At 74.5% G+C, this 24496-nt stretch carries 21 protein-coding genes and 1 riboswitch; of the genes, 12 read left to right on the top strand and 9 right to left on the bottom strand.

Annotated elements, in window-relative coordinates; translation table 11 throughout:
* The first annotated feature begins 89 nt into the window (after positions 1–89).
* Genes IEY75_RS10930 through mmsB form a run of 7 tightly spaced genes read left to right on the top strand, consistent with a single transcriptional unit; the run spans position 90 to position 8311 of the window.
* Positions 90–1622 carry an MmgE/PrpD family protein gene (locus IEY75_RS10930; RefSeq protein WP_189114159.1) on the top strand — a complete coding sequence of 511 codons (1533 nt, stop codon included), beginning with the start codon at positions 90–92 and terminating at the stop codon, positions 1620–1622.
* Entirely contained in the window at positions 1619–2542 is a 924-nt protein-coding gene (gene prpB, locus IEY75_RS10925) for a methylisocitrate lyase (RefSeq protein ID WP_229789537.1), read from the top strand. The genes IEY75_RS10930 and prpB overlap by 4 nt, the downstream gene beginning before the upstream one ends.
* A 17-nt stretch (positions 2543–2559) precedes the next feature.
* Complete coding sequence (locus IEY75_RS10920) at positions 2560–3687, top strand: bifunctional 2-methylcitrate synthase/citrate synthase (protein ID WP_189114158.1); 1128 nt, start codon at positions 2560–2562, stop codon at positions 3685–3687.
* Between the two features lie 29 nt (positions 3688–3716).
* Positions 3717–5216, top strand: coding sequence for a CoA-acylating methylmalonate-semialdehyde dehydrogenase (locus IEY75_RS10915; protein WP_189114157.1), 1500 nt, complete (start codon positions 3717–3719; stop codon positions 5214–5216).
* Between the two features lie 7 nt (positions 5217–5223).
* Positions 5224–6366, top strand: coding sequence for an acyl-CoA dehydrogenase family protein (locus tag IEY75_RS10910; protein ID WP_189114156.1), 1143 nt, complete (start codon positions 5224–5226; stop codon positions 6364–6366).
* Positions 6363–7415: an enoyl-CoA hydratase/isomerase family protein gene (locus IEY75_RS10905; RefSeq protein WP_189114155.1), complete on the top strand. Its 1053-nt coding sequence runs from the start codon at positions 6363–6365 to the stop codon at positions 7413–7415. The genes IEY75_RS10910 and IEY75_RS10905 overlap by 4 nt, the downstream gene beginning before the upstream one ends.
* The gene (gene mmsB / locus IEY75_RS10900) at positions 7412–8311 is read left to right on the top strand and encodes a 3-hydroxyisobutyrate dehydrogenase (RefSeq protein WP_189114154.1); all 900 of its coding nucleotides are present in this window, start codon (positions 7412–7414) and stop codon (positions 8309–8311) included. Before IEY75_RS10905 ends, mmsB begins: the two co-directional genes overlap by 4 nt.
* A gap of 141 nt (positions 8312–8452) precedes the next feature.
* On the opposite strand, the gene metE is transcribed toward mmsB, so the two are convergent.
* Positions 8453–10714 (bottom strand): 5-methyltetrahydropteroyltriglutamate--homocysteine S-methyltransferase, encoded by a 2262-nt coding sequence (gene metE, locus IEY75_RS10895; protein ID WP_189114153.1) that lies wholly within the window; start codon positions 10712–10714, stop codon positions 8453–8455.
* Between the two features lie 139 nt (positions 10715–10853).
* Positions 10854–11073: riboswitch (cobalamin riboswitch) on the bottom strand.
* A 375-nt stretch (positions 11074–11448) separates the two neighbouring features.
* On the opposite strand from metE, the gene IEY75_RS10890 reads away from it, so the two are divergent.
* Genes IEY75_RS10890 through IEY75_RS10880 form a run of 3 tightly spaced genes read left to right on the top strand, consistent with a single transcriptional unit; the run spans position 11449 to position 13529 of the window.
* A complete protein-coding gene (locus IEY75_RS10890; RefSeq protein WP_229789535.1) occupies positions 11449–11667 on the top strand; it encodes a hypothetical protein in 219 nt (72 codons plus the stop codon).
* A 25-nt stretch (positions 11668–11692) separates the two neighbouring features.
* Positions 11693–13084, top strand: a complete 1392-nt coding sequence (locus IEY75_RS10885) for a DUF4331 domain-containing protein (protein WP_189114151.1) — start codon at positions 11693–11695, stop codon at positions 13082–13084.
* 43 nt (positions 13085–13127) lie between these two features.
* Entirely contained in the window at positions 13128–13529 is a 402-nt protein-coding gene (locus tag IEY75_RS10880) for a phospholipase (RefSeq protein WP_229789533.1), read from the top strand.
* 221 nt (positions 13530–13750) lie between these two features.
* On the opposite strand, the gene IEY75_RS10875 is transcribed toward IEY75_RS10880, so the two are convergent.
* The 7 genes from IEY75_RS10875 to IEY75_RS10845 form a co-directional block, all read right to left on the bottom strand.
* Positions 13751–14680 carry an SWIM zinc finger family protein gene (locus IEY75_RS10875; RefSeq protein WP_189114150.1) on the bottom strand — a complete coding sequence of 310 codons (930 nt, stop codon included), beginning with the start codon at positions 14678–14680 and terminating at the stop codon, positions 13751–13753.
* Positions 14681–15164: 484 nt separating this feature from the next.
* Entirely contained in the window at positions 15165–16292 is a 1128-nt protein-coding gene (gene dusB / locus IEY75_RS10870) for a tRNA dihydrouridine synthase DusB (protein WP_189114149.1), read from the bottom strand.
* Between the two features lie 138 nt (positions 16293–16430).
* On the bottom strand, positions 16431–16931 hold the full coding sequence (locus IEY75_RS10865; RefSeq protein WP_189114148.1) for a Pycsar system effector family protein: 501 nt from the start codon (positions 16929–16931) through the stop codon (positions 16431–16433).
* A complete protein-coding gene (locus tag IEY75_RS10860) occupies positions 16921–17658 on the bottom strand; it encodes a hypothetical protein (protein WP_189114147.1) in 738 nt (245 codons plus the stop codon). The genes IEY75_RS10865 and IEY75_RS10860 overlap by 11 nt, the downstream gene beginning before the upstream one ends.
* Positions 17655–19721: a hypothetical protein gene (locus IEY75_RS10855; protein ID WP_189114146.1), complete on the bottom strand. Its 2067-nt coding sequence runs from the start codon at positions 19719–19721 to the stop codon at positions 17655–17657. The genes IEY75_RS10860 and IEY75_RS10855 overlap by 4 nt, the downstream gene beginning before the upstream one ends.
* Positions 19718–20509 carry a hypothetical protein gene (locus tag IEY75_RS10850; protein ID WP_189114145.1) on the bottom strand — a complete coding sequence of 264 codons (792 nt, stop codon included), beginning with the start codon at positions 20507–20509 and terminating at the stop codon, positions 19718–19720. The genes IEY75_RS10855 and IEY75_RS10850 overlap by 4 nt, the downstream gene beginning before the upstream one ends.
* A gap of 12 nt (positions 20510–20521) precedes the next feature.
* Positions 20522–21229, bottom strand: a complete 708-nt coding sequence (locus tag IEY75_RS10845) for a Crp/Fnr family transcriptional regulator (RefSeq protein ID WP_189114144.1) — start codon at positions 21227–21229, stop codon at positions 20522–20524.
* A 410-nt stretch (positions 21230–21639) separates the two neighbouring features.
* Between IEY75_RS10845 and IEY75_RS10840 the strand changes: the two genes are divergently transcribed.
* Together IEY75_RS10840 and IEY75_RS10835 are read left to right on the top strand one after the other, a co-directional pair.
* Positions 21640–21891 (top strand): type II toxin-antitoxin system Phd/YefM family antitoxin, encoded by a 252-nt coding sequence (locus IEY75_RS10840; RefSeq protein WP_189114143.1) that lies wholly within the window; start codon positions 21640–21642, stop codon positions 21889–21891.
* Positions 21888–22298 (top strand): type II toxin-antitoxin system VapC family toxin, encoded by a 411-nt coding sequence (locus IEY75_RS10835; protein WP_229789532.1) that lies wholly within the window; start codon positions 21888–21890, stop codon positions 22296–22298. Before IEY75_RS10840 ends, IEY75_RS10835 begins: the two co-directional genes overlap by 4 nt.
* Before the next feature lie 361 nt (positions 22299–22659).
* Here IEY75_RS10835 and IEY75_RS10830 read toward each other — a convergent pair whose 3' ends face one another.
* On the bottom strand, positions 22660–24477 hold the full coding sequence (locus IEY75_RS10830; protein WP_189114142.1) for a glycoside hydrolase family 9 protein: 1818 nt from the start codon (positions 24475–24477) through the stop codon (positions 22660–22662).
* Positions 24478–24496 lie beyond the last annotated feature (19 nt).

Raw genomic sequence — 24496 nt, 5'->3', positions numbered from 1 at the left:
GGGAGGGACGGATTTCGCAGGTTCCGGGCCTCGACCGCGGCGGTGCGGACCGCGAGGCTGACGGGGTGCCCATCCCGGAGGAGCCGCGAGTGATCGAGCACCTGGTACGTGTGTCCCCGAGCGCCGCGCGCCTGCCGCGCGAGCGGCAGTTGGCCTGGAAGCTGGCCGCGCTGGCCACGACGGCGGCGCCGGTCGACCCCGCGGCGGGGGCGACGGTCGGCCACCGCGTCGTCGACAACGCGGCCGTGGCGGTGGCCTCGCTGGCCCGCCGGCCGGTGGCGGTGGCCCGCGACCAGGCCCGCGCCCACCCGGCGACGCCGGGCGCGTCGGTGTTCGGCGGGGGGCCGCGGCTGCGGGTGTCGCCGGAGTGGGCGGCCTGGGCCAACGGCACCGCGGTGCGGGAGCTGGACTTCCACGACACGTACCTGGCCGCCGACTACTCCCACCCCGGCGACAACATCCCGCCGCTACTCGCGGTCGCCCAGCACGCCGGCGTCGGCGGCGCGGCCCTCCTGCGGGGGCTGCTGGTCGCGTACGAGGTGCACGTCGCGCTGGTGACCGGCATCTGCCTGCACCGGCACCGGATCGACCACGTGGCGCACCTGAGCGCGGCGACGGCCTGCGGTCTCGGCGCGATGCTGGACCTGCCCACCGCGGTGGTGTACCAGGCGGTGCAGCAGGCGGTGCACACCACGACGGCGACCCGGCAGTCCCGCAAGGGCGAGATCTCCTCCTGGAAGGCGTTCGCCCCGGCGTTCGCGGGCAAGGCGGCGATCGAGGCGGTGGACCGGGCGATGCGCGGCGAGACCGCGCCGTCCCCGATCTACGAGGGCGAGGACGGGTTGATCGCGTGGCTCCTGGACGGGCCCGACGCCGCCTACACGGTGCCGCTGCCGGCGCCGGGCGAGCCGCTGCGCGGGATCCTGGCCACGTACACCAAGGAGTACTCGGCGGAGTACCAGGCGCAGGCACTGATCGACCTGGCCCGCCGGCTGCGGGAGAAGATCGCCGGCATCGACACCGCCGCCGGGGTGGCCCGGATCGCCTCGGTGGTCCTGCACACCAGCCACCACACCCACCACGTGATCGGGTCGGGGGCCAACGACCCGCAGAAGTACGACCCGACCGCCAGCCGGGAGACCCTGGACCACTCGATCCCGTACATCCTGGCGGTGGCCCTCCAGGACGGCGGCTGGCACCACGTCGACTCGTACGCGCCGCAGCGGGCCGCCCGCGCGGACACCGTGGAGCTGTGGCGCAGGATCAGTACGGTCGAGGATCCCGAGTGGACCCGGCGCTACCACTCGCCCGACCCGGCCCACAAGGCGTTCGGCGGGCGGATCGTGGTCACCTTCGCCGACGGCAGTACCGTCGAGGACGCCCTGGCCCTGGCCGACGCCCACCCCGCCGGCGCCCGGCCGTTCGACCGGGCCGCCTACGCGCGCAAGTTCGCCACCCTCACCGCCGGTACCGTCGCCGACGCCGCCGGCCGGCAGTTCCTGGACGCGGCCGACCGGCTGGGCGAGCTGACCGCCGCCGACCTGGCCCTGCTGTTCCCCGCCGTCGACGACGCGGCGCTCGCGGCAGCCGACGCCGCCCTGCCGAAGGGGATCTTCCGGTGACCGCCGGGGAGTCGTTCCCGCGGCCGCTCCTGGACGCCGCCGGCAAGCGCCGGCTGCTGCGCGGCCGGCTGGCCGAGAGCGGGCTGCTGCGCCTGCCCGGGGCCTTCAACCCGCTGGTGGCCCGGCTGGTCGCCGCGACCGGCTTCGACGGGGTGTACGTCTCCGGCGGCGCCCTGTCGGCCGCCGCCGGCCTGCCCGACATCGGCCTGACCACCGCCACCGAGGTCGCCGGCTGGGCGGCCCCCATCGCCGCGGCCACCGACCTGCCGACGCTGGCCGACGCCGACACCGGGTTCGGCGAGCCGGTGAACGTCGCGCGCACGGTCGCCTCGCTGGAGGACGCGGGACTGGCCGGCTGCCACCTGGAGGACCAGGTGCTGCCCAAGCGCTGCGGCCACCTCGACGGCAAGACGCTGGTCGGCCGCGACGAGATGGTGCACCGGCTGCGGGCGGCGGTGGCCGGCCGCCGCGACCGCGACTTCCTGCTGATCGCCCGTACCGACGCCCGCGGCGTCGAGGGACTGCCGGCGGCGATCGACCGGGCGCGGGCCTACGTGGACGCCGGCGCCGACGCGGTGTTCCCCGAGGCCCTGGCCGACGAGGCGGAGTTCGCGGCCTTCCGCGCGGCGCTGGACGTGCCGCTGCTGGCGAACATGACCGAGTTCGGCAAGGGACCCCTGCTGACCGCCGACACCCTGCGCGGGCTGGGCTACAACCTCGTCATCTACCCGGTCAGCACGCTGCGCCTGGCGATGGGCGCCGTCGAGTCGGGGCTGCGCCGCATCGCCGCCGACGGGACCCAGGCGGCCGTCGTCGCGCCGATGATGACCCGCTCGCGGCTGTACGACCTGGTCGGCTACGCCCACTACGCGCAGGTGGACGCCGACATCGCCTCCTTCACCCTGCCGCCCGACGCCTAAGCAACCCGGGAGTACCTGTGAGCACCGACATCCACCGCGGCCTGGCCGGCGTCGTCGTCGACACCACCGCGATCTCCACCGTCATCAGCGAGACCAACTCCCTGACCTACGGCGGCTACCCCGTCCAGGACCTGGCCGCCTCGCGCACGTGGGAGGAGGTCGCCTACCTGCTGTGGCACGGCGACCTGCCCGACGCGGGCCAGCTCGCCGACTTCCGCGCCGCCGAGCGGGCGCAGCGCGGCCTGGACCGCGCGGGCGCCGAGCTGCTGGCCCGGCTGCCCGCCACCTGCCACCCGATGGACGTACTGCGCACGGCGGTCTCCTACCTCGGGGCGCAGGACCCGACCGAGGACGACGCCGACCCGGCCGCCAACTACGCCAAGTCGCTGTCGCTGTTCGCCAAGCTGCCCACCGTCGTCGCCCTGGACGTGCGCCGCCGCCGCGGCCTGGACCCGCTCCAGCCCGACCCGGCGCTGTCCTACGCGGAGAACTTCTTCCACCTGTGCTTCGGCGCGGTGCCGCCGGCCGACGTCGTGCGGGCCTTCGAGATCACGATGATCCTGTACGCCGAGCACAGCTTCAACGCCTCCACGTTCACCGCCCGCGTCATCACTTCCACTCTGTCCGACCTGTACAGCGCGGTCACCGGCGCGATCGGCGCGCTGAAGGGGCCGCTGCACGGCGGCGCCAACGAGGCCGTCATGGACATGCTGGCCGAGATCGACGACCCGGCGCGCGCCGAGCAGTGGCTGGACCGGGCGCTGGCGGAGAAGCGCAGGATCATGGGGTTCGGGCACCGGGTGTACAAGAACGGCGACTCCCGGGTGCCGATCATGCAGGCCGCGCTCGACCAGCTCGTCAGCGCGCACGGCGACGCCCGCATCCGGCGGACCGCGGACCTGTACGGCCGACTCCAGCGGGCCATGCTGGCGCGCAAGGGCATCCACCCCAACCTGGACTACCCGTCCGCGCTCGCCTACCACCTGATGGGCTTCGACACCCCGGCCTTCACCCCGATCTTCGTGATGAGCCGGATCACCGGCTGGACCGCCCACGTCACCGAGCAGCTCCATGCCAACGTCCTGATCCGCCCGCTGGGCGCCTACACCGGACCGCGCCAGCGGCCGGTCCCGGCCGGCGCCTGACCCGTCGGGCGACAACGAGAGGAAGCGAGATGGGCCAGCTCGGGCACTTCATCGGCGGCAAGCGCGTCGCCGGCACCAGCGGCCGCTTCGGCGACGTGTACGACCCCAGCCGCGGCGCCGTGGCGCGGCAGGTGGCGCTCGCCTCGGCGGACGAGACCCGCACCGCCCTGGCCGACGCCGCCGCCGCGCAGCCCGGCTGGGCGGCGACCAACCCGCAGAAGCGGGCCCGGGTCCTGGTCCGCTGGCTGGCGGCGATCGAGGCCGAGGCCGGCGCGCTGGCCGCGACCCTGTCCGCCGAGCACGGCAAGACGCTGGCCGACGCCCGCGGCGACCTCCAGCGCGGCCTGGAGGTGCTGGAGTTCGCCATCGGCATCCCGCACCTGCTCAAGGGCGAGTACACCGACGCGGCCGGCACCGGCATTGACGTGTACTCGATGCGCCAGCCGCTCGGGGTGGTGGCGGGCATCACCCCGTTCAACTTCCCGGCGATGATCCCGCTGTGGCAGGCCGCGCCCGCACTGGCCTGCGGCAACGCGTTCGTCCTCAAGCCCAGCGAGCGGGACCCGTCGGTGCCGCTGCGGCTGGCCGAGCTGTTCGTCGAGGCCGGCGGCCCGCCCGGGGTGTGCAACGTGGTCAACGGCGACAAGGGCGCCGTCGACGTCCTGCTGACCGACGACCGGGTCCGGGCCGTGGGGTTCGTCGGCTCCACCGACATCGCCCGGTACGTCTACGCCACCGCGGCCGCGCACGGCAAGCGCGCCCAGTGCTTCGGCGGGGCGAAGAACCACGCCGTGGTGATGCCCGACGCCGACCTCGACCAGGTCGCGGACGCCCTCGTCGGCGCCGCGTTCGGGTCCGCCGGTGAGCGGTGCATGGCCGTCTCGGTGGCGGTGCCGGTCGGCGAGGAGACCGCCGACGCGCTCGTGGCCGCCCTCGCCACCCGGGTGCGGGCGCTGCGGGTGGGGGCCGCCGACGACCCGGACGCCGACCTCGGGCCGCTGGTCAGCGCCGCCGCGCGGGCGCGGGTCCGCGAGTACGTCGAGGTCGGGATCGCGCAGGGCGCGACCGCCGTGGTGGACGGGCGGGAGGTGGCCGTGGCGGGCCGGCCCGACGGGTTCTACCTCGGCGGCACCCTGTTCGACCACGTGACGCCGCAGATGCGGGTGTACGCCGAGGAGATCTTTGGGCCGGTGCTGTGCGTGACGCGGGCGCCGGACTACGAGGCCGCCCTGCGGCTGTGCGACACCCACCCGTACGGCAACGGGGTGGCGATCTTCACCCGCGACGGCGACACCGCCCGCGACTTCGCCCGGCGGGTGCAGGTCGGGATGGTCGGGGTGAACGTCCCGATCCCGGTGCCGGTCGCCTACCACACCTTCGGCGGCTGGAAGGCCTCCGGCTTTGGCGACCTCAACCAGCACGGCCCGGACGCCATCCGCTTCTACACCCGGACCAAGACGGTCACCTCGCGGTGGCCCTCCCGCGGCGTGCGGGACGGGGCCAGCTTCGTCATCCCGACGATGAGCTGAGCCGGCGATGCGACTGACCGACGACCAGCGGGCGCTGGCCGACACCGCCGCCGACTTCGCCGCCGAGCACCTGGCCCCCCGCGCCGTGGAGTGGGACCAGCGCAAGCACTTCCCCGTGGACGTGCTGCGCAAGGCCGCGCAGTTGGGGCTCGGCGGCGTGTACGTCGACGAGCGGTACGGCGGCAGCGGCCTCGGCCGGCTGGACGGCGCGCTGATCTTCGAGGCGCTGGCCGGCGGCTGCCCGTCGCTGGCCGCGTACACCTCGGTCCACAACATGGTCGCCGCGATGGTCGACCGGTACGGCGACGACGCCCAGCGGGCCGCCCACCTGCCGCGGCTGTGCGCGATGGACGACCTGGGCGCGTACTGCCTCACCGAGCCCGGCGCGGGCAGCGACGCCGCCGCCCTGCGCACCCGCGCCGTGCGCGACGGCGGCGGGTGGCGGCTGGACGGGGTCAAGCAGTTCATCTCCGGCGCGGGCGCCGCCGGCCTGTACGTGGTGTTCGCCCGCAGCGGCGGCCCCGGGGCGGGCGGCATCTCGGCGTTCCTGGTCGAGGCCGACACCCCCGGCCTGTCCTTCGGGCCGAACGAGGCGAAGATGGGCTGGAACGCCCAGCCCACCCGCCAGGTCGTCCTCGACGGCGCCCGCGTGCCGGCGGGCGGCCTGCTCGGCGGGGAGGGCGGGGGCTTCGGCATCGCGATGGTCGCGCTCGACGGCGGCCGGATCAACATCGGCGCCTGCTCGCTGGGCGGCGCCCGCGCCGCCCTCGACCGCGCCGTGTCCCACCTGCACGACCGGCAGGCGTTCGGCGCGCCGCTGGCCGAGGCGCAGGCGCTGCGCTTCCGGGTCGCCGACGCCCACACCCACCTCGCGGCGGCCCGGCTCCTGCTGTGGGAGGCCGCTGACGCCCTGGACACCGGCGCCCCGCACGCGACCCGCCTGTGCGCCATGGCCAAGCGCCTCGCCACCGACGCCGGGTACGAGGTCGCCGACGCGGCGCTGCAACTGCACGGCGGCTACGGCTACCTGACCGAGACCGGCATCGAGAAGATCGTCCGGGACCTGCGGGTCCACCAGATCCTGGAAGGCACCAACGAGATCATGCGCGTGATCATCGCCAAGGACCTCCTGCGCCGGACCGCGGCGTGAGCGCCGCCCCGCCGGTCATCGCCCGCCTGACCGGCCACCTGGGCCACCTCACCCTCAACCGGCCCCGCGCGCTCAACGCCCTGACCGGCGAGATGGTCGCCATCGCGCACCGCACGCTCGACCTGTGGGCCGGCTCCGACCGCGTCCGCACGGTCCTGGTGACCGGGGCGGGGGAGCGGGGCCTGTGCGCGGGTGGGGACATCCGCGCGATCCACGCCGACGCGGTGTCCGGCGGCGACGGCGCGCTGCGCTTCTGGGCCGACGAGTACCGGCTGAACGCGGCCATCGCCGCCTACCCCAAGCCGGTGGTGGCGTGGATGGACGGGCTGGTCATGGGCGGCGGGATCGGCGTCGCCGCGCACGCCCGGATCCGGCTGGTCACGGAGCGCTCCCGGCTGGCGATGCCCGAGGTCGGCATCGGCTTCCACCCCGACGTCGGCGGCAGTTGGCTGCTCTCCCGCGCCCCCGGGGAGCTGGGCACCCACCTCGCGCTGACCGGCACCCCGGTCGGCGCCGCCGACGCGATCGCCGCTGGCCTGGCCGACCGCTACGTCCCGGCCGCGCGGCTGCCGTACCTGCGCCTGGCCCTGGCCCGCCGCGACGCTGCCGACGCCGTCGCCTCGCTCACCGACACCCCGCCGCCGGGGGAGCTGGCCGCGGCCCGGACCTGGATCGACGCCTGCTACGCCGGTGACTCGGTCGCCGCGGTCCTGGACCGGCTCGCCGCCCACCCCGACCCGGCCGCGCAGGCCGCGGCCAAGGAGATCGCCGGCCGGTCGCCCACCTCGCTCGCGGTCACGCTGCGCTCGCTGCGCACCGCCGCCGGCCTGCCGGACCTGCGCGCGGCGCTGACCCAGGAGTACCGCCTGTCCGCCGCGCTGCTGCGCCACCCCGACCTGGCCGAGGGGATCCGCGCGCAGATCATCGACAAGGACCGCCGGCCGCGCTGGCGACCGGCCACCCTCGACGGCGTCGACGAGGCCGCGGTCGCCGCGTGCTTCGCCCCCGCCACGCCGCCACTGGATCTGACCGCGGAAGGACCCCGATGATCGCGTTCCTGGGACTGGGCAACATGGGCGGCCCGATGGCCGCCAACCTCGCCGGGGCCGGCCACCCGGTCACCGGCTACGACCCCGCGCCGGAGGCCGCGGACGCCGCCCGCGCCGCGGGCATCGCGCTCGCCCCGACCGCCGCGGCGGCGGTGTCCGGTGCCGACACCGTCGTCACCATGCTGCCCACCGGCGCCCACCTGCGCGAGTGCTACGCCGCCGTCCTGCCGCGGGTGTCCGCCGGCACCCTGCTGGTCGACTGCTCCACGGTGGCCGTCGAGGACGCCCGCGCCGCGGCCGCGCAGGCCCGCGCCGCCGGGGCGGTACCGGTCGACGCGCCGGTCTCCGGGGGCGTCGCCGGGGCCCGGGACGGCACGCTGACCTTCATGGTCGGCGGGGACGCGGCCGGGTACGGGCGGGCCGCGCCGCTGCTGGAGGCGATGGGCGCCCGCGCGGTCCACTGCGGGCCGTCGGGTGCCGGCCAGGCCGCCAAGATCTGCAACAACATGATCCTCGGGATCTCCATGATCGCGGTGTCGGAGGCGTTCGTACTCGGCCGGGCGCTCGGCCTGACCGACCAGGCGCTGTTCGACGTGGCGGCCGCGTCCTCCGGGCAGTGCTGGGCGCTGACCCGGTACTGCCCCGTCCCGGGGCCGGTGCCCGACTCGCCGGCCAACCGCGGCTACGCGGGCGGGTTCGCCGCCGCCCTCATGCTCAAGGACCTGCGCCTGGCCCGGGACGCCGCCGCCGCCACCGGGGTACCGGCCCACCTCGGCGCCGCGGCCGCGGGCCGGTACGAGGCGTTCGTCGCCGCGGACGCCGACGGCCGCGACTTCTCCGCCATCGTCACCGCCATCGCCGACCGCGCCGGGCGCGCGCCGGAGGAGACCCGGTGACCGCCTCGCCGGCGGCCGGACCGGGCGCGGTGCTGGTCGAGCGCCGCGACGCCGTGGCCGCGTTCCTCGGCAAGCGCGCTCCGGCCTTCACCGACCGGTAGCGCGGGGTGGGGCGGCCCACCGCGGGCCGCCCCACCGTCGTCACTGGTCCGCGCGCACCTGGCGGGCGGCGGCGACCAGGCGGGTCAGCGCCCGCTCCACCTCGTCGTACCCGCGCGTCTTCAGCCCGCAGTCCGGGTTCACCCAGACCCGCTCGGCCGGGACCGCGGCGACCGCGGCGCGCAGCGCCGCCACCACCTCGGCCTGCTCCGGCACCCGCGGCGAGTGGATGTCGTACACCCCCGGACCCACGCCCCGGCCGTAGCCCGCGGAGGCCAGGTCGGCCAGGACCTCCATCCTCGACCGGGACGCCTCGATGCTCGTCACGTCGGCGTCCAGCGCCTCGATCGCCGGCAGGACCGCGCCGAACTCCGAGTAGCACAGGTGCGTGTGGATCTGGGTCGCCTCTGCGGCGCCCGCGGTGGCGATCTGGAACGCCGCCACCGCCCAGTCCAGGTAGGCCCGGTGGTCGCGGGCGCGCAGCGGCAGCAGCTCCCGCAGCGCCGGCTCGTCCACCTGGATGACCCCGATCCCGGCCCGCTCCAGGTCACCCACCTCGTCGCGCAGGGCGAGCGCCACCTGCATCGCCGTGTCCGCCAGCGCCTGGTCCTCGCGGACGAACGACCAGGCCAGGATCGTCGTCGGCCCGGTCAGCATCCCCTTGACCGGGCGGTCGGTGCGCGACTGCGCGTACGCCGACCACGCCACCGTCATCGGCGCCGGCCGGGCCACGTCGCCGAACAGGATCGGCGGGCGGACGCACCGCGAGCCGTACGACTGCACCCAGCCGTGGGCGGTCGCCGCGAACCCGGACAGCCGCTCGGCGAAGTACTGCACCATGTCGCTGCGCTCCGGCTCCCCGTGCACCAGCACGTCCAGCCCGACCCGCTCCTGGAAGGCGAGCACCGCGTCGATCTCCGACCGCATCCGCGCGACGTAGTCGGACTCGGCCAGCCGCCCGGCCCGCCACGCCGCCCGGGCCCGCCGGATCTCCGCCGTCTGCGGGAACGACCCGATCGTCGTCGTCGGCAGGACCGGCAGCCCCCACCGCTCCCGCTGGGCGGCGGCCCGCCGCGGGTACGGCACCCGTCGGCGCTGCCCCGGCCCGAGGGCCGCCAGCCGGTCCCGCACCTTCTCGTCCCGCCAGTGCGGGGGAGGCGCCGCGACGGCCGGCGGCAACCCGTCCGCGCCGTCGCGGACCGCCGCGCCCAGCGCGACGACCTCGTCCACCTTCTGCCGGGCGAACGCCAGCCGCTCCCGCAGGCGCGGGTCCAGATCCACCTCGGCGTCCAGGTCGACCGGGACGTGCAGCAGCGAGCAGGAGGTGGACACGGCCACCCGGTCGCACAGCTCCCGCAGCGCCGCCGCCTTCGCCGCGGCCGCCCGCAGGTCCGTACGCCAGACGTTGCGGCCGTCGACCAGCCCCGCCACGACCGTCCGCCACGGCATCTGCCCGTGCGCGGCCAGCCCGTCCAGGTTCTCCGGTCCCGCCACGAGGTCGAGGCCGACCGCCTCCACCGGCGTGTCCAGCAGCGCCGGCAGGGCCTCGCCCAGCGCGCCGAAGTACGTGGCCACGAAGATCTGCGGCCGCGCCGGCAGAGCCGCGAGCCGCCGGTACGCCCGCGCCAGCGCCGCGATCTGCGCCGGAGTCCGGTCGCCGACGTACGCCGGTTCGTCCAACTGCACCCAGGCCACCCCGGCCCCGTGCAGGGCGGCCAGCAGTGCCCCGTACACCTCGACCAGGTCGTCCAGCCGGGACAGCGGGTCGAAGCCCGCCGGAGCCGCGGCGTCCGCCTTGGCCAGCAGCAGGAACGTCGCGGGTCCGACCAGGACCGGCCGGGTCTCGATCCCCAGTGACCGGGCCTGCGCGACCTCCGCCAGCAGCCGGCCGGGGTCGGCGGCGAACGCGGTGTCCGGGCCGATCTCGGGCACCAGGTAGTGGTAGTTGGTGTCGAACCACTTCGTCAGTTCCAGGGCCGGCTCGGCGTCGGTCCCGCGCGCCATGGCGAAGTAGGTCTCCAGCGCGCCCAGGCCGAGCCGCGCGAACCGCGCCGGCACCGCGCCGACGGTCACGGCCGTGTCCAGCACGTGGTCGTACAGGGAGAACGTGTGCGACGGGACGGCCGCCAGCCCGGCGTCGCGCAGCGTCCGCCAGGTGTCCTCCCGCAGCTTCGCGGCGGCGGCCAGCAGGCCCGCCGCGTCGACGTGGCCGGCCCAGAAGCCCTCCACCGCCGACTTCAACTCCCGGTGCGGGCCGATCCGCGGATAGCCCAGCACCGTGGTGGTACCGAATGGTGCGTACATGCGCCCGGTATTCCTTCCCTCGAAGTCCTGGCACGTCACCGGACTCCGGGAAGGGGCGCGAAGTGGCGGGCGCAGTCGACCGCGCCCGCACGACGCGCGACCGTCCCACGAGGTCGGCGACCGCACCCGCCGACCCGTGCCGGCGGATGCGGCACGGGCAGGTCTTCGGACTCGGAGGCGCGGGCGCACGCGCGCCCACCTACTGGCCGTCACTTCCCGAGCCCGACGGGCTCAGTGTTCTTCGACGGCGGTCGTTCCTCCACACCGCTGCGGGGCAGTCCCGGACTCGCACCGGGTTCCCTCTTGCGACACCGCCGCCCACGTGCGGACGACGGTGAACCCGTACCGCCCGCCAGGCTACGCGGCCCCCGCGACCGACGGAAGCGCCGCGACCGCGCACCCCGGCGGAAGGCGAACCCGGCCTGTTCGGTAGTCGTCGATCCGCGGCGGCGAGGGGCCGGGAGCGGGCCGGCGGCTGTCCGGTCGCTGGGACGGATGGGTCGGGGCAGGCTCAAGTGCCGTCTGTGCCGGCGCTGTCGGCGTGTCCTGCGCTGGCCGATCGGCGTGTCGGGCGGTCCCCGAGCCCGCGCACATACGGCGGCGAATACCTGAACCGTGGGCCCGTCGATCCCGTACTGACAGGCATCGGCTCGTCATGTTCCGACGACGAAAGGCCAAGCATGAGTTCCACACGTAACCGCGCCCCGGGCCACTCCTGGTTGTCCCGCCGTCGGGTGTTAGCGCTAGCCGCGACCGGCGTCGGCGTCTCCGTCGCCTCCGTCGCCGGACTGGGTCTCGCCAACGAGGTCGGTGAGGAGGACGACGGCGCGCCGCTGGTCATCTCGCTGCGGGACGCCAAGGAGGGCACGATCGATGTCTTCTCCGGGGAAAGCGTCAGGACGATCACCGACAAGCAGCTCGTAGCCAGCCTCCTCAAGGCCGCTGGCCGCTGACCTTCCGACAGGAGAGACCCGAGCAATGTCTTCCCACCGCGAAGCACCGGAAATCAGCAAGGACCCGGTCGCCGACAGCGCTGACCTGTACGCCTTCGTCAGCCCCGACCGACCCGACACCGTCACGATCATCGCCAACTACGTCCCGTTGCAGACCCCCGCCAGCGGCCCGAACTTCTTCGAGTTCGGCGACGACGTCCTCTACGAGGTACACATCGACGCCAACGGCGACGCCCGCCCGGACATCACCTACCAGTTCCGGTTCCGCACCGAACTGCGCAACAACCGCACCTTCCTCTACAACACCGGCCAGATCGAGTCGCTGGACAGCGAGAACTGGAACCGCCGCCAGTTCTTCTCGGTCACCAAGGTCGACCACCGCGGCCGGCGCACGGTGCTGGCGAACAGGCTGCCGTGTCCGCCGTGCAACGTCGGCACGATCTCCATCCCGGACTACGCCCGGCTCGCCGAGGACGCCGTGCACAAGCTGAAGACGGGCGAGAAGGTCTTCGCCGGGCAGCGGGCCGACGCCTTCTTCGTCGACCTCGGCGCCATCTTCGACCTGGGCACCCTGCGCCCGTTCCAGGACAAGCACCTGGTCGGCCAGAACCTGTTCAACTACGCCGGCAAGGCGGTCAACGCCACCGACAAGACCAACGTGCACAGCATCGCACTGCAGATCCCGCTGCACATGGTCCGCCGCGACGGCCGCAAGCGGGTCCGCGCCGAGGACGCCGCCGCCGTCATCGGCATCTGGACCTCCGCCAGCCGCCGCCAGGTCGAGGTGCGCGGCCACCGGGGCGGCGGCGACGTCGTCGTCGGTCCGCAGGTGCAGGTCTCGCGGCTCGGCAACCCGCTGTTCAACGAGGTCATCGTGCCGATGGCGGAGAAGGACCGGTGGAACGCCTCGCCGCCCAGCGAGGACAAGAACTTCGCCGAGTTCGTCGCCACGCCCGAGCTGGCGGCGCTGCTGCCGGTGCTGTACCCGGGCCTGTTCGACAACCTGGTCGGCCTCAACAAGGCCAAGAAGCCCCGCGCCGACCTGCTGGCGATTCTGCTCACCGGCATCCCGAGCGGCCTGATCGACGGGTTCCAGAACAACACCGGCGAACTCCAGGCGGACATGCTGCGGCTCAACACCGCCATTCCGCCGGCCAGCAAGGAGAACGCCTTCGGGGTGGTCGGCGGCGACATCGCCGGGTTCCCGAACGGCCGGCGCATCGCCGACGACGTGGTCTCGATCTCGCTGCGCGCGATCGCCGGTGCCACCGTGCCGCTGGTGGACGCGAACTTCAAACCGGACGCCGCCGCGACAGCGGTGGAGCAGGGGCTGTCCATCAAGGATGTCAGCGCCGAACTGCTGCGGGTGTTCCCGTACCTGCCCACGCCGTTCGACGGGTTCAACAACCCGTCATGAGGGGCCGACGCGGGGCCGCCGCGAACCTGACCGGAGGGGCAGCATGAGTCACGGACACCATCACACGCTCGCCCCCTCCGGTCAGGGCACGGTGATGCTGAACATCGGCCGGGAGATCGGTGCGCTGGTCATCCACACCGACGACCGGTGGCACGGCCACGAGATCGAGGTCAGCCGCGCGGGGGCGACGGGGAAGCGCACCCACGCCGCCGTCCGGGCCCGCCACGTCCAGGGCCAGGTCTCGTACTGCGTTGTCATCGACGCGCTGCCGCAGGGGTCCTACCTGATCTGGCAGGACGCCGCGGAGCCGCTGGCCCGGGTCGACGTGCGCGGCGGCGCGGTCACCGAGTACACCTGGCCGGCCGACGCCGTGCCCGGGCGGGGCGCCGACGGGACCCCGCCGCCCGCCGACGGGCACGACCACCATCCTCGGGTCACGGCCTGAGCGGCGTACAGCCGTTCGACCCGGAGGCCCCGTCGGCGCGGGAGACCCGTCCGGCCGCTGCCGGAGGTGATCGGCCGCGCTGGCCGGGTCGGTGCTCGTCGGCGACCCGACCGACATCGCGCTCCGTCCGGATGGGCTCGCACGGGCTCGTGGCTCTCGACGTGGCCGGGGCACTCGACGCCGGAACCGCGGAGCGGTCCCTCCGCTCCAGCCTCCCCGCCCTACCCGGTGGCCTGCCTGAGCCGGCGGCACTGGTCGCGCAGTCGCAGGGCCGTGACGGCGCGCCGCGAGCTGGGCCGGGCGTCCAGGCACGCCTGGAAAGCGGCCACCCCCGCGGAACCGAGCGCGTCGGCGTAGTCGGTCAGGTCGACATCGAGTACCCACTGGTCGTCCAGGACGAGGTCGGCCAGCCACCCGGCCAGCACGGCGGGTGCCGGCTCACCCGCTCGGGCGCAGACCCGGCCATAGCCGGCGTAGGCGGCAGCGGCCGCCGAGGCGATCTCGCCGGACGAGTCGTCGGCCTGCGCCGCCTGGGCACTCAACTGCTCGACTGCGCGCCGATAGAGCTTCGAGGCCCGTACCGGGTCGCTGTCGGCCAACGCGGCCAGGACGTCGAGCACGTGACCGGCGGCGTCGGCGTAGCGCCGGGCCGCCCGGTCGTCCAGGTATTCGTCGACGTACAGCGGCTCCAGCAGAGCCGCACCGTCGACGACATCGAGGGCTCCGCCGTCGGCCGCGCGGGTCATCAGGGCGGCATGGATCGCCGGGTAGTCATGCGCCATGGCCACGGCGAGATCGACAAGATCGTCGTGGGGCAGGGTGCGCAGCCAGCTCCGCAGCGCCGCCGGATCGGCGGTGGGCTCGGCCGGCTCCGGGACGACGCCGTCGAGCAGCGCCAGGCCGACTGCCACGCAGTGCTTGCAGAACGCGCCCTCCGCGCCGTACGGGCAGCGGCAGGCGCCGTCCAGCAGGTCCGGACATCCCGACAGCTCCACGGTGTAGGTGCTGGTGCCCCGCACCCTCGCCCACACGCCGGCCGGCGTGTGGCGTATCTCCACCACCGCGTCGCGGTAGCCGACACCCCGGTCGAACGAGCGGCCGTCCGCAATCTCGCGCAGGTCGTCCTCGGTGAACCACGCCTCAACTGCCATGTGGACAATCTAGAGGTAACCGGCGTGCGGCGGCGTCCCGCCGACATCGCGTTCAGTCGATCCCGGCCTCGCCAGCCGACCGGCCACATCCAGCCCCTCAGAGGAGCAACATGCCCACGCCGAGGAGAGGCAGCGACACGAACAGGAACAGCCCGGCGTGTGTCAGAACCCGGCCTTCGGCTCAGTGAATTGAGTGTAGGACTGGCCGCGGTGGCGACTGTCCCTTCCGGGCAGTCCCGTCAGGCGGCGGAAGAAGTGCCTACCTCGGAGATTGATCGGGAGTAGGCCGGTGAGCTGCCTCGATCGCCGCCGCAGCGAAGGGCGGTACGCCGCGTTAACGGATATCCGACAGATGGTAGGGATCGGCGTGAGCGCGGGTGCGGATGCTTGTACAGCCCGGTGAGGCCGCGGGAATCCCCGCCGCGAATGGGAGAGAACGAGACGCAGCAGTGCTGGGGTCCGGCACTCCTCCGCGGTCTGGCTGTCAGCCGCCTGAGTCGTCCATTTCGGCGCCCGCAGGCACGACGGTACTGTCGCGGTCGTCCAGCCAGCCGTACGGCAGGCTGACCTTTCCGGGGCTGTTGGTGCGTCCGCGGGGTTTGCCGAGAACCGTCTCCGGGAACGGCGCGCTGAAGTCGAGCTGGTGGGCCAGGTGTGCCAGTTCATCCAGCGTCGAGGTCATCGCCATGCTGCGGCGCAGCTCTGATCCCACGGGGAAGCCCTTGAGGTACCAGGCCACGTGTTTGCGGAAGTCCGTCACGCCTTCCCGCTCGCGGCCCCACCACCGGACCAGGAGTTCAGCGTGGCGCAGCATCATGGCGACGACCTCGCCGAGCGCGGGCCGGGCCCGGCGAGGCTGACCGGCGAAAGCGGCGGCCAGGTCCGCGAACAGCCACGGTCGCCCGAGGCAGCCCCGGCCGATGACGACGCCGTCACAGCCTGTCTGACGCATCATGTCCAGGGCGTCTTCGGCTTCCCAGATGTCCCCGTTGCCCAGGACCGGGACGCTCAGCTCCTGCTTGAGCTTGGCGATGGCCTCCCAGTCCGCCTCGCCGGAGTACCGCTGGGCGGCGGTGCGCCCATGCAGCGCGACCCACGCCGCTCCCGCCTCCTCGGCGATCCGGCCGGCATCCAGGTAGGTCTGGTGCTCGTCGTCGATGCCGATCCGCATCTTCACGGTCACCGGGATCCCCGCAGGCGCGGCGGCCCTGACCGCTTCGCTGACGATCCGGTCGAACAACCGGCGCTTCCACGGCAGCGCCGCGCCGCCACCCTTGCGGGTCACGCGGGGCACAGGGCAGCCGAAGTTCATGTCGATGTGGTCCGCGAGGTCCTCGTCGACGATTCGCCGGACCGCCGCGGCCGTCACCTCCGGGTCGACGCCGTACAGTTGGAGACTGCGCGGGCGCTCGTCGTCCGCGAACGCGATCATGCGCAGGGTCTTGGGGTTCCGCTCGACCAGCGCGCGGGTCATCACCATCTCGCAGACGTACACGCCGGCCCCCTGCTCCCGGCACAACTGCCGGAACGCCACGTTCGTGATGCCGGCCATGGGGGCCAGAACGACCGGCGTGTCGACGGCGAAGCGCCCGAACCGCAGGGGAGATGTCACCCGGCGAGGATGGCACACCGTCACCCGGTGCTCCTCACGTGGCTCGGCAGATGCCCGCGCGCCCCTCCGCGCCAGCCTCTCCGCCCTCCTGCGCGGCTGGACCACGTCCCGGTGAGCGCCCTTCGACCTGAAGGAGTCTCAGGACAGCAGCAGTACGGCACCCAGCAGGGGCGCCGCGGTGGCCAGCGCGCGGATCGCCCAGCCGATGCCGGTGAACTTGCGGGTGGCGATGAGCTGCGCGATCCAGAGCTGGTGGGCGAGTTCGGCCGCGAGCGCGGCGTCGTCGCCGCCCAGCGCCAGCCACGCGTCGACGAAGGCGCTCCGGTCGTGGACGAAGCGCTGCGGAAGCCGACCCACCTGGTAAACCCGCGTGCTGCAGGCCCGTGGCGCGACCCGCGGCGCCAGCGTCCGCAGGGCCAGCAGCGCCGCGGCGAGCAGCAGCCCCGCGCCTGCCGCGAGCAGCCACCCGGTCGGTCCGCGCACCCCCTTCGCGGCGGTGGCGGTGATCCCGCCGAGCGCCGCCGATCCGGCGAGCACGGCGCCGGCCTTGAGGTCCGCGAACCGGATGACCTCCTGTACCTGGGCCAGTGCCCGCCAGGTCGCCTCCACCCGGCGGGCGCCGGCGGGATCACAGGTCATCTGGAGCGTGCTGCGTCGGTACCGCGGCGGCCAGGTCCTCCCGTCCGTAGCCCTGGAAGATCACTGGCAGGGTGCTGATCAGTTGCGCGCGCTCGGGGCCGTCCAGGCCGCGGAGGAACTCCGCGACGGCGTCGACGAGCGGGTCCGGCGGGGCGCAGGCGTCGGTCCGCCGGCCGGCGATCACCTCGAAGACCTCGCCGCCCAGCTCCTGCAGGCGGTCGGGGTGGCGCCGGTGCCAGTACATGCGGGCCAGCTCCGGCTTGCTGAAGATCTCCGTCCAGAGGAACCGCAGATCCTCGACCTGCTCGGCCCGCTCGTACTCCCGGGCGGCGCGCGCGGCGGCGAGGCGCTGGTGCTCCTCGGTGCGGGCGACGGCGGACGCGGACACCCGCACCACGGCCTCGATCGACGTGATCACCGTGCTGCTGTCCGGAAGCTGCCGGGAGCGTGCGGAGTTGAGCAGGTCCTGGACGGCAGCGTCCTCGGTCACCAGGCGGTCGGCGGTGCACTGCACGACCAGATCCCGGAGCGCGGTACGGACGGCGGCCGGGTTCCACTCCCCGGTGTAGGTGGCGCACAGCTCGACGCCGAAGTCCGCACCGCGGACGGCTGTCGGCGCCACGTCCGTCAACCACTCCTGCCAGACCTCGGGCGGCTCCTCGGCCGGCCCGGCCGGCTCAGCGAGGAAGGCGCGCAGCCACTCCCGGAACCGCTCCCGCAGCGTCATCGCCGTGCTCCCGTCACGAGTGGATTGGCCTGGTGGAGAGCCTGGTGGACCACGTCGCGGACCTGACGGCGCCCGGGATCCTCCTCGGTGGGCGGGCACCAGGCGACGAGGTCCGCGCACAGGTGGGCGATCCGGGTGATGGCCGGCCCCGGTCGGGTCACGGCTTCGACGATGACGCCGGCCAGGACAGCCTGCCCCTCGGGTACCGCCGCGGCGGCGCCGAGGAGCGCGTGCAGCAGCCGATGCCGGCCCGGCCTTCCCGCCCCGTACCCGGCCGCGAGCGCGTCGGTCAGCGCCCCCCGGACGCTGTCCCCCGCGCCCGCCAGCGCCGACGGCCCGGCGGCCAGCAGTTCGACCAGGATGTCCACGGCCGGGCCGCTGCGCGGCAGGTCGGCGCCGGCCCACGTGGCCAGCGCGCGCAGGACCTGCGGCCGCAGGGCCCGCCGCGTCCACATCCCGCGGATCGACTCCGCCACCTCGACATGCAGCGCGGCGTCGGCCACGTCGGCGAGGTGCCCGAGGCGGGTGAGGCTGACCCTCGGGTACACCTCGGCGAACTCCCCGCGGCACACCTGGGCCACAAGGTGGTGGTGGGGGTTCGGAATGCGCTTCGTCGCCCATTCGTACAGGCGCTCGCGCACCCGCCGGCCGAGCGGGTCGCCGAGGGCGGCCACCGTCAACGCGTCGACCAGGTGGGGGCGCAGCGCCGGCCGCTCCCACCACGAGAGCAGTTGCCAGAGCGGCCCCGTGTCGCCGTAGCGTTCCGCGACGCGCAGCGCCTGCTCGCTGACCCGACCGGCGAGTGCCGCGCCGCGGTCGCCGTCCTCCCGGGGCAGCGCGATCGCCCAGCGCCACACGGCGCTCCACAGGCGGGGCGGGTACTCCGTGTGCAGGTAGTGGAGCACGGCTTCGGCGTAGCGCGGCCTGGGCCAGGTCAGCAGCCGCTGGTCGTCGAGGGCCGCATCGACGGCCGCGACCAGCGTCGAGACGCTGTCGCCGCAGACGTCGACGGCGTCGCCGGCCGGCCCGTCCGCCTCGATGGTCCGGCGCAGGTCGTGGGCTGCCTCGCTGACCACCGTCGCCGGATGACCGGCGAGCATCGCGGCCGCGATGAGGAAGCAGCGCTGCGGTGCCCCCCGGAGACCCTGGTACAGCTTCTCCAGGTGCCCACTCCAGTCGTGTACGGCGCCCTCGATGTGCGCGACCCACTGCTCGGCGCCGCCGTCGCCGCCCGCCGTCACCTCGGCGGCGATGCGGGCCAGCCGAGCGCCGTCGGTAGTCCCGTGTACGCCGTCGAGCAGGTCGCGCATGGCGTCTTCGCGCATCAGGCGGTCGGCCACGTCCGGCCCGCACGTCTGCCGGAGCAGTGCGGCGGCGGGCGGCGGGTCGACGGCGAGGACGGCGGATCCGGCCACCCCGCCGACTGCCCGCCAGGTGCGCGGGCTGGCGGTGACGACGAGCCAGGAGCCGTGCTGGCGCAGGCGGTTCCCGTGCCCCTCGCACCGTTCCGCCAGGTGCGGGTCCACGGCGGACTCGGGCAGCCGCAGAAGGTAGCCGGCTCCCCGTTCGACGAAGCGGAGCGCCTCGGTCAGCGGATCGTCCTCGGCGTCCTCCACGTCGTCGATCGGGACAGTGTGGAGTCGCCCGGCCCCCGCTAGGGCGGCCAGCACGGCGACAGCCGCGCTGCGCAGCCCGGAGTCCGGCTCTCCCAGCAGGACGACACACGAGGCGTCGGCTGCGCCGGCCAGGGCCTCCTCCTGGGACAGGGGCGACCCGGGCTCACCCCAGCGCCGGAAACGCCGGGGAACGTGCCGGGCGAGCAGATCGCGTACGTGGGCGGGTCCGAGCTGCTGCGCCTCGATCACTCGCCGGGCGACGTGCACGTGGAGCTGGTCAGCGGTGGCGTGGCGGACATTGAACGTGCCGTGGGCGGTGCCGAACACAGCGCCGCTGTTCTCCTCGACGGCGATGAACGTATGGCCCGCGGCGGCCGCGGCCGGTCCGCGCACGTCGTCCGGTAGGACGACCAGCGGCTCCGGCGGTACGACGGACAGGCCGTTCACGCGGCGCCGCCCGCGGAGCCGAAGTGGAACGTGCCGTGCGCCGATTCGTTGACCTGACCATGGTTCACGCCGACCGCGAACTTCGCGGGCGCGGTGGCGCCGGGGCCGGGTCCGGCGTGACCGGCCTCCGGGGCGGCCTGCGGGGGAGCGCTCACCGTCCCCGACGGGGACGGCAGGTACAGCCAGGCCGCCTGGTTGAAGTCCTTGCCGGCCACAGCCGCGGTGACCGGCGTGAAGTGGTGGGGGTGGCGCCCGGTGTACCCCGGCACCACGACATCCTGGAACACTCGGTCCGAGACGATGAGGGCGACCAGGGTGACGTGCGCGCTGTGCCGCTCCAGCGCCTCCCGGACGGGGCCGCTGTCCAGGAGGCGGTGGGTGTCGTTGCGCGCGTCGCCGTTGCCGCTGCTGCCGTACGGCCCCACCGCCGCCGACAGCGGCCCGATGTGCAGCGCGACGCGCATCCGCAGCGGCTCGGCCGCCGCCTGCTGGTACCGGAACCGCTCCAACTGCTCCTGCAGGTGCAGCGGGAAGGGGTGCAGCAGGTGCGGCACGATCCGCGTCGGCAGCCCGGTGGCCAGGCCGTCGCCGGTGTGGCTGAAGAACTCGCGGGCGGCCCAGGCGTCGGCGAGCCCGGCCGCTTCCATGGCGGATTCCACGAGGCCGGGGATCACCGCGGCCAGGTCGGCGTGGGTGCTGCCCGGCCGTCGGGTGAAGCCCTTGGCGTCCACAGCCAGGACAGCCCGGTAGTCGGGCAGCGGCCGGGGTTCGGTGAACGGTGTGATCACGTGCTGACTCCTTCACGTTCGCTTCGGTACTGCGATCGTGGTGCGGGAGTCCCGCGGGTGCTGCCCAGAAATGGGCAGTCCGGCGATAGTCATCAAGACATTCCGATCCCGGATGCGCAGCCGGCGCGGTCCGGTGTCGAGGCAGCCGGACCGGCGCAGCTCGGCGAGGGCGTTGACCACGGCGTTGCGGGAGGCGCCGATCAGGTCGGCGAGGTCCTGCTGCGGCAGCGGCGGGGGCGTGGGGCCGGGGAGGCGGAGCAGCAGTCGGGCGAGGCGCTGCCGGACCGGCAGCGCCGCCAACTCGGCGCGGTGGTGGTCGGCCTCGCGGAGCCGGTGCGAGGTGTACCGGTGCGCGGAGATCGCGATCTCCGCGGACTGCAGAAGACCGCGGAACGCCCGGCCGGACAGCAGGGTGCAGGTCAGGCGGGTGAGCGCCGTCACCGTTGCCAGGCGAGGATGGCCGTCTGCCGCGGCCAGGTCCCCGACCAGGTCGCCGGGCCCGCGCAGCGTGAGGATGGCGATCCGGCCGGCGTCCTCGTGGCGGACCACCTTGGTCAGACCCTCGTGGATCAGGTAGACGAAGTCCCCGGTGGTGCCCTGGGCGAAGAGAGTGTGGCGGGCGGCGAGACTGCACTGGGTACCGGCGGCGATGAGGCGGGTGGCCGCTGCCCAGGACAGGTACGCCAGGAAGCCGGTCGTGTACCGGGGGTCATCGGTCATGCGCCGAAGGTAGTTGATTGTCGGGAGCGGGTGCAGCCCCGCGCGGTCGGGCGATGATCAGTTGGTCCGGCCCAGTTGGCAGACTGCTCCAACATCAGCGTGACCCGTTCCTGAAGGACCAGATCCTGTGTGACGGCCACATCAGCCGCGGGCTGCTCACGGCGCCAGCGACGTCAATATCTGCTGACTAGGAAGCGGATCCGGGTCCGCCGGCCCCACCCGGTGCGCGGCCGGCCAGCCGTCTCCCTTCGGCCAGCAGCTCCCTGGCGAGCCACCAGTGCCGACCTTGCACTGCGACGCAGTGCGAAGCCGGTTCGTCCGAACAGGCTCGCCAGCAAAGCGGGTTGCCCTCGGCGGTCAGCTCAGAGCGTTCGCGGATGGCATGTAGCACAAGTGCTACTCTGGTGGTCATGAGTGTTGAAGTGGGTCTGCGGGAACTCCGGCAGAACGCCAGCGAGCTGGTCCGCCAGGCGGAGTCGGGGACCCGCGTGACGATCACGGTCGCCGGGCGCGCGGCGGCTGTACTCGGCCCGGTGGGTCCGCGGGCGTGGCGGAGCTGGGACGATCTCGCCGACCTGTTCCGCCAGCCGGCCGACCGAAGCTGGGCGGCTGACCGGGACCTGGTCGACGGCGACCTGGGTGACCCGTGGGAGCGGGCATGACGACGTCCGGCATGACCGAACCAGGAACGCGCGGGATTCTCGACACGAGCGTGCTCATTGCCGCCGACGTGACACCTATCCCCGGCCAACTGGCAATCAGCGTGGTGAGCCTCGCCGAGTTGCGCTTCGGTGTGCTGGTGGCGAAGGACTCGACTGCCCGGTCGGCCCGGTTGGCGCGTCTGGTGGCGCTGGAGCGCCGGTTCGACCCGCTGCCGGTCGACGAGTCGGTGGCCGACAGTTACGGGCGCCTGGCCGCGCGGGTGGTCGAGGTCGGCCGTCAGCCACGGGCCAGGGTCATGGACCTGTTGATCGCGGCGACCGCCCACGCCCACGGCGCCGCGGTGTACACGCGCAACGTTGCCGACTTCGCGGACCTCGAAGATCTGGTCCGTGTCGTGCCGGCATGAAGGCTCGACCGGTGAAGGCGTCCCTCACGTCGCCGCTGTCTGCATTGACCGCTCCTACAGGTCCCGCCTGCCAGGGCATCAAGCATTTCTGGAACTGCCAGGCCGCACTGCACTCATCGAACGTCGCCTCCTGATTCCGCCCCGTCCGCCCGAGCCAACCGAGCGACCGGTCCGCTGTCGTTCGACTGCGAGAAAGCGCCGTGGTGCCGGAGGGCGCCGACTCGCCGACTCCGGCGGCTGACCGACCGACACCGACGGATTGTCGAAAGCGTCCCAGCCGGCCGATGCCCGTCAGGGCGCCCCGAGCCGCGGCCCGGTCAGCGCCGCGCGAGCGGCAACGAAAGGGGAAAGGCGACCGGGCTCAGGAGAGTGCGAGGGCCAGGACGGCCGTCGCGGTGTAGTCGATCGCCGCCTCCCCTGTGGGCCAGGCGGCCACGTCGTCGCGGTACGCGGCGCCGCCGCCGTCGTACGCCTCCACCGCCACCCCGGCGCAGCGGTGCGCTCCGCCCGGGGCGTGGAGGCCGCGCAGGAGCTTGGCCTTGTTCGGGCCGTTGACCACCGCGCCGGTGAGCTGGCCGCCGGTCAGGTTGGCGACCTGGTGGTGGGGGCAGCGGGGGGACGTCGTCCCGGCGCCGATCAGGAACGACAGGCCCCACGGGTTCGCGCCGAGCGCCCAGCCGCGCTGGCCCGCGCCGAGCGCGGCGTAGCCGTCGCCGCCGCCCGCGCGGCGGTAGAGGGCGGCGGCGGCGGCGAGGCCGAACGCCCGCGGTACCGCGTCGAACTCGGTCAGCTTCATCCCGGCGCCGAACGGGTCGCCGGCCGCGCGGTCCCGCGCCGCGTCCAGCGGGCGGCGTACCGCGGCCAGCAGCGCGTCGCGGGTGGCGGCCGGCGCCTCGGGCGCCTGGGGGAGCAGCTCGGCGGCCGCCAGCGCCCCGACGTCGGCCGCGCCGGGCGGCTCGGGGGAGTCGTCGGCGGCGTAGGCGGCGGCCCAGCGCAGGGCCTGCGCCCGCCAGGTGGCCGCGCGCGGGTCGCCGAGGCGCCGGGCGGCCAGGGCGAGTTCGGCGCCGGCCAGGGCCAGGTCGTCGGCGGCGGAGTTCTCGGTGTAGTAGGCGGCGGGGTAGGTGGTGACGGTGGCGCGGCCGTCGGCGCGGGCGTAGAGGGTGGCGGCCCGGTCCAGGAGGCGGCGGGCCTCGGCGGGGGCGGCGAGCTGGGCGCCGAGGGCCAGGGCCGCGGTGACCCGGCCGGCGAGGTTGCCGCTGATCCGTGCGCCGGGGGCGTTGGCGGGGAACACCGGCCGCCGGGTGAGCAGGCGGGCGGGGTCGCCGGGGGTCGCCGGGGCGCGGTCGTCGGCCTCGGGCAGGCGCCAGCGGTCGTGGTCGCCGACGGTGGTGTCGTTGCCGTCGCCGATGCCGACCTGGGCGTACAGGACGCCGGCCCGCGCGTCGTACATCCGGTCGAGCCAGGCCAGGCCGTGCGCCGCCTCGCGGGCCAGGGGGGTGTCGGGTCCGGCGGCGCGGGTGCGGCGGGCGAGCAGGAGGACGACCGCGGCGTACGAGGCGGTGTGGGTGAACTTCAGGTAGTCCCCGGCGTCGTACCAGCCGCCGCTGACGTCGCCGCGCCCGCCGACGGGGCGCAGCGGGCCGTCCAGCGTCGTGCCGTCGTACGCGGGCACGGCGTAGCGCTGGGCCGCGCGGTCGGTGAGGTGGGCGGGGGCCCGGCGCAGGACGGCGCGGACGACGTCGGGGCCGTCGCGCTGGGCCTGGAAGAAGGTGACCGCGCGGTCGACGAGGGCGCGGTGCGGGTCGTCGGCGACGGTGAACCACGGCGACGCCGCGGCCGGGTCGGTGACCAGGACCCGGTACCGGCCGGGGGCGCGCAGGGCGCCGAGGTCCAGGGGGTGCACGGCGGGGTAGGCGTCGCTCCACCGGCCGCGGTCGGCCCCGGCGGTACCGCGCAGGACCACGGCCCCGGCCTCGTCGACGACCTCGAACGGGGCGTCGTCGGCGCGCGCGGCCATCAGGTACGCGGTCTGGGCGCCGCCGGGGGCGTAGCCGACCTGGTCGACGCGGATCTGCGCCGGCCCGGTCTGCCCGCTGACCAGTCCGCAGCCGGCGAGGGCGGCGACCAGCGCGGGCGCCACGGCCAGCGCGACGCGGCGCAGGCGGCGGTCGAGGGACACGAATCGCCTCCCAGACGGT

The organism is Pilimelia terevasa (genome assembly GCF_014647915.1).
In the GTDB taxonomy this organism is placed as follows: Bacteria; Actinomycetota; Actinomycetes; order Mycobacteriales; family Micromonosporaceae; genus Pilimelia; species Pilimelia terevasa.
This window is presented reverse-complemented; position numbering and strand designations above follow the sequence as displayed.

Bases quoted from the DNA above. Each gene is read 5' to 3' on its own strand.
- mmsB (WP_189114154.1), top strand. From the start codon at position 7,412: ATGATCGCGTTCCTGGGACTGGGCAACATGGGCGGCCCGATGGCCGCC.
- IEY75_RS10880 (WP_229789533.1), top strand. From the start codon at position 13,128: ATGAGTCACGGACACCATCACACGCTCGCCCCCTCCGGTCAGGGCACG.
- IEY75_RS10885 (WP_189114151.1), top strand. From the start codon at position 11,693: ATGTCTTCCCACCGCGAAGCACCGGAAATCAGCAAGGACCCGGTCGCC.
- IEY75_RS10835 (WP_229789532.1), top strand. From the start codon at position 21,888: ATGACGACGTCCGGCATGACCGAACCAGGAACGCGCGGGATTCTCGAC.
- IEY75_RS10845 (WP_189114144.1), bottom strand. From the start codon at position 21,229: ATGACCGATGACCCCCGGTACACGACCGGCTTCCTGGCGTACCTGTCC.
- metE (WP_189114153.1), bottom strand. From the start codon at position 10,714: ATGTACGCACCATTCGGTACCACCACGGTGCTGGGCTATCCGCGGATC.
- IEY75_RS10910 (WP_189114156.1), top strand. From the start codon at position 5,224: ATGCGACTGACCGACGACCAGCGGGCGCTGGCCGACACCGCCGCCGAC.
- IEY75_RS10915 (WP_189114157.1), top strand. From the start codon at position 3,717: ATGGGCCAGCTCGGGCACTTCATCGGCGGCAAGCGCGTCGCCGGCACC.
- IEY75_RS10865 (WP_189114148.1), bottom strand. From the start codon at position 16,931: ATGACCTGTGATCCCGCCGGCGCCCGCCGGGTGGAGGCGACCTGGCGG.
- IEY75_RS10860 (WP_189114147.1), bottom strand. From the start codon at position 17,658: ATGACGCTGCGGGAGCGGTTCCGGGAGTGGCTGCGCGCCTTCCTCGCT.
- IEY75_RS10875 (WP_189114150.1), bottom strand. From the start codon at position 14,680: ATGGCAGTTGAGGCGTGGTTCACCGAGGACGACCTGCGCGAGATTGCG.
- IEY75_RS10840 (WP_189114143.1), top strand. From the start codon at position 21,640: ATGAGTGTTGAAGTGGGTCTGCGGGAACTCCGGCAGAACGCCAGCGAG.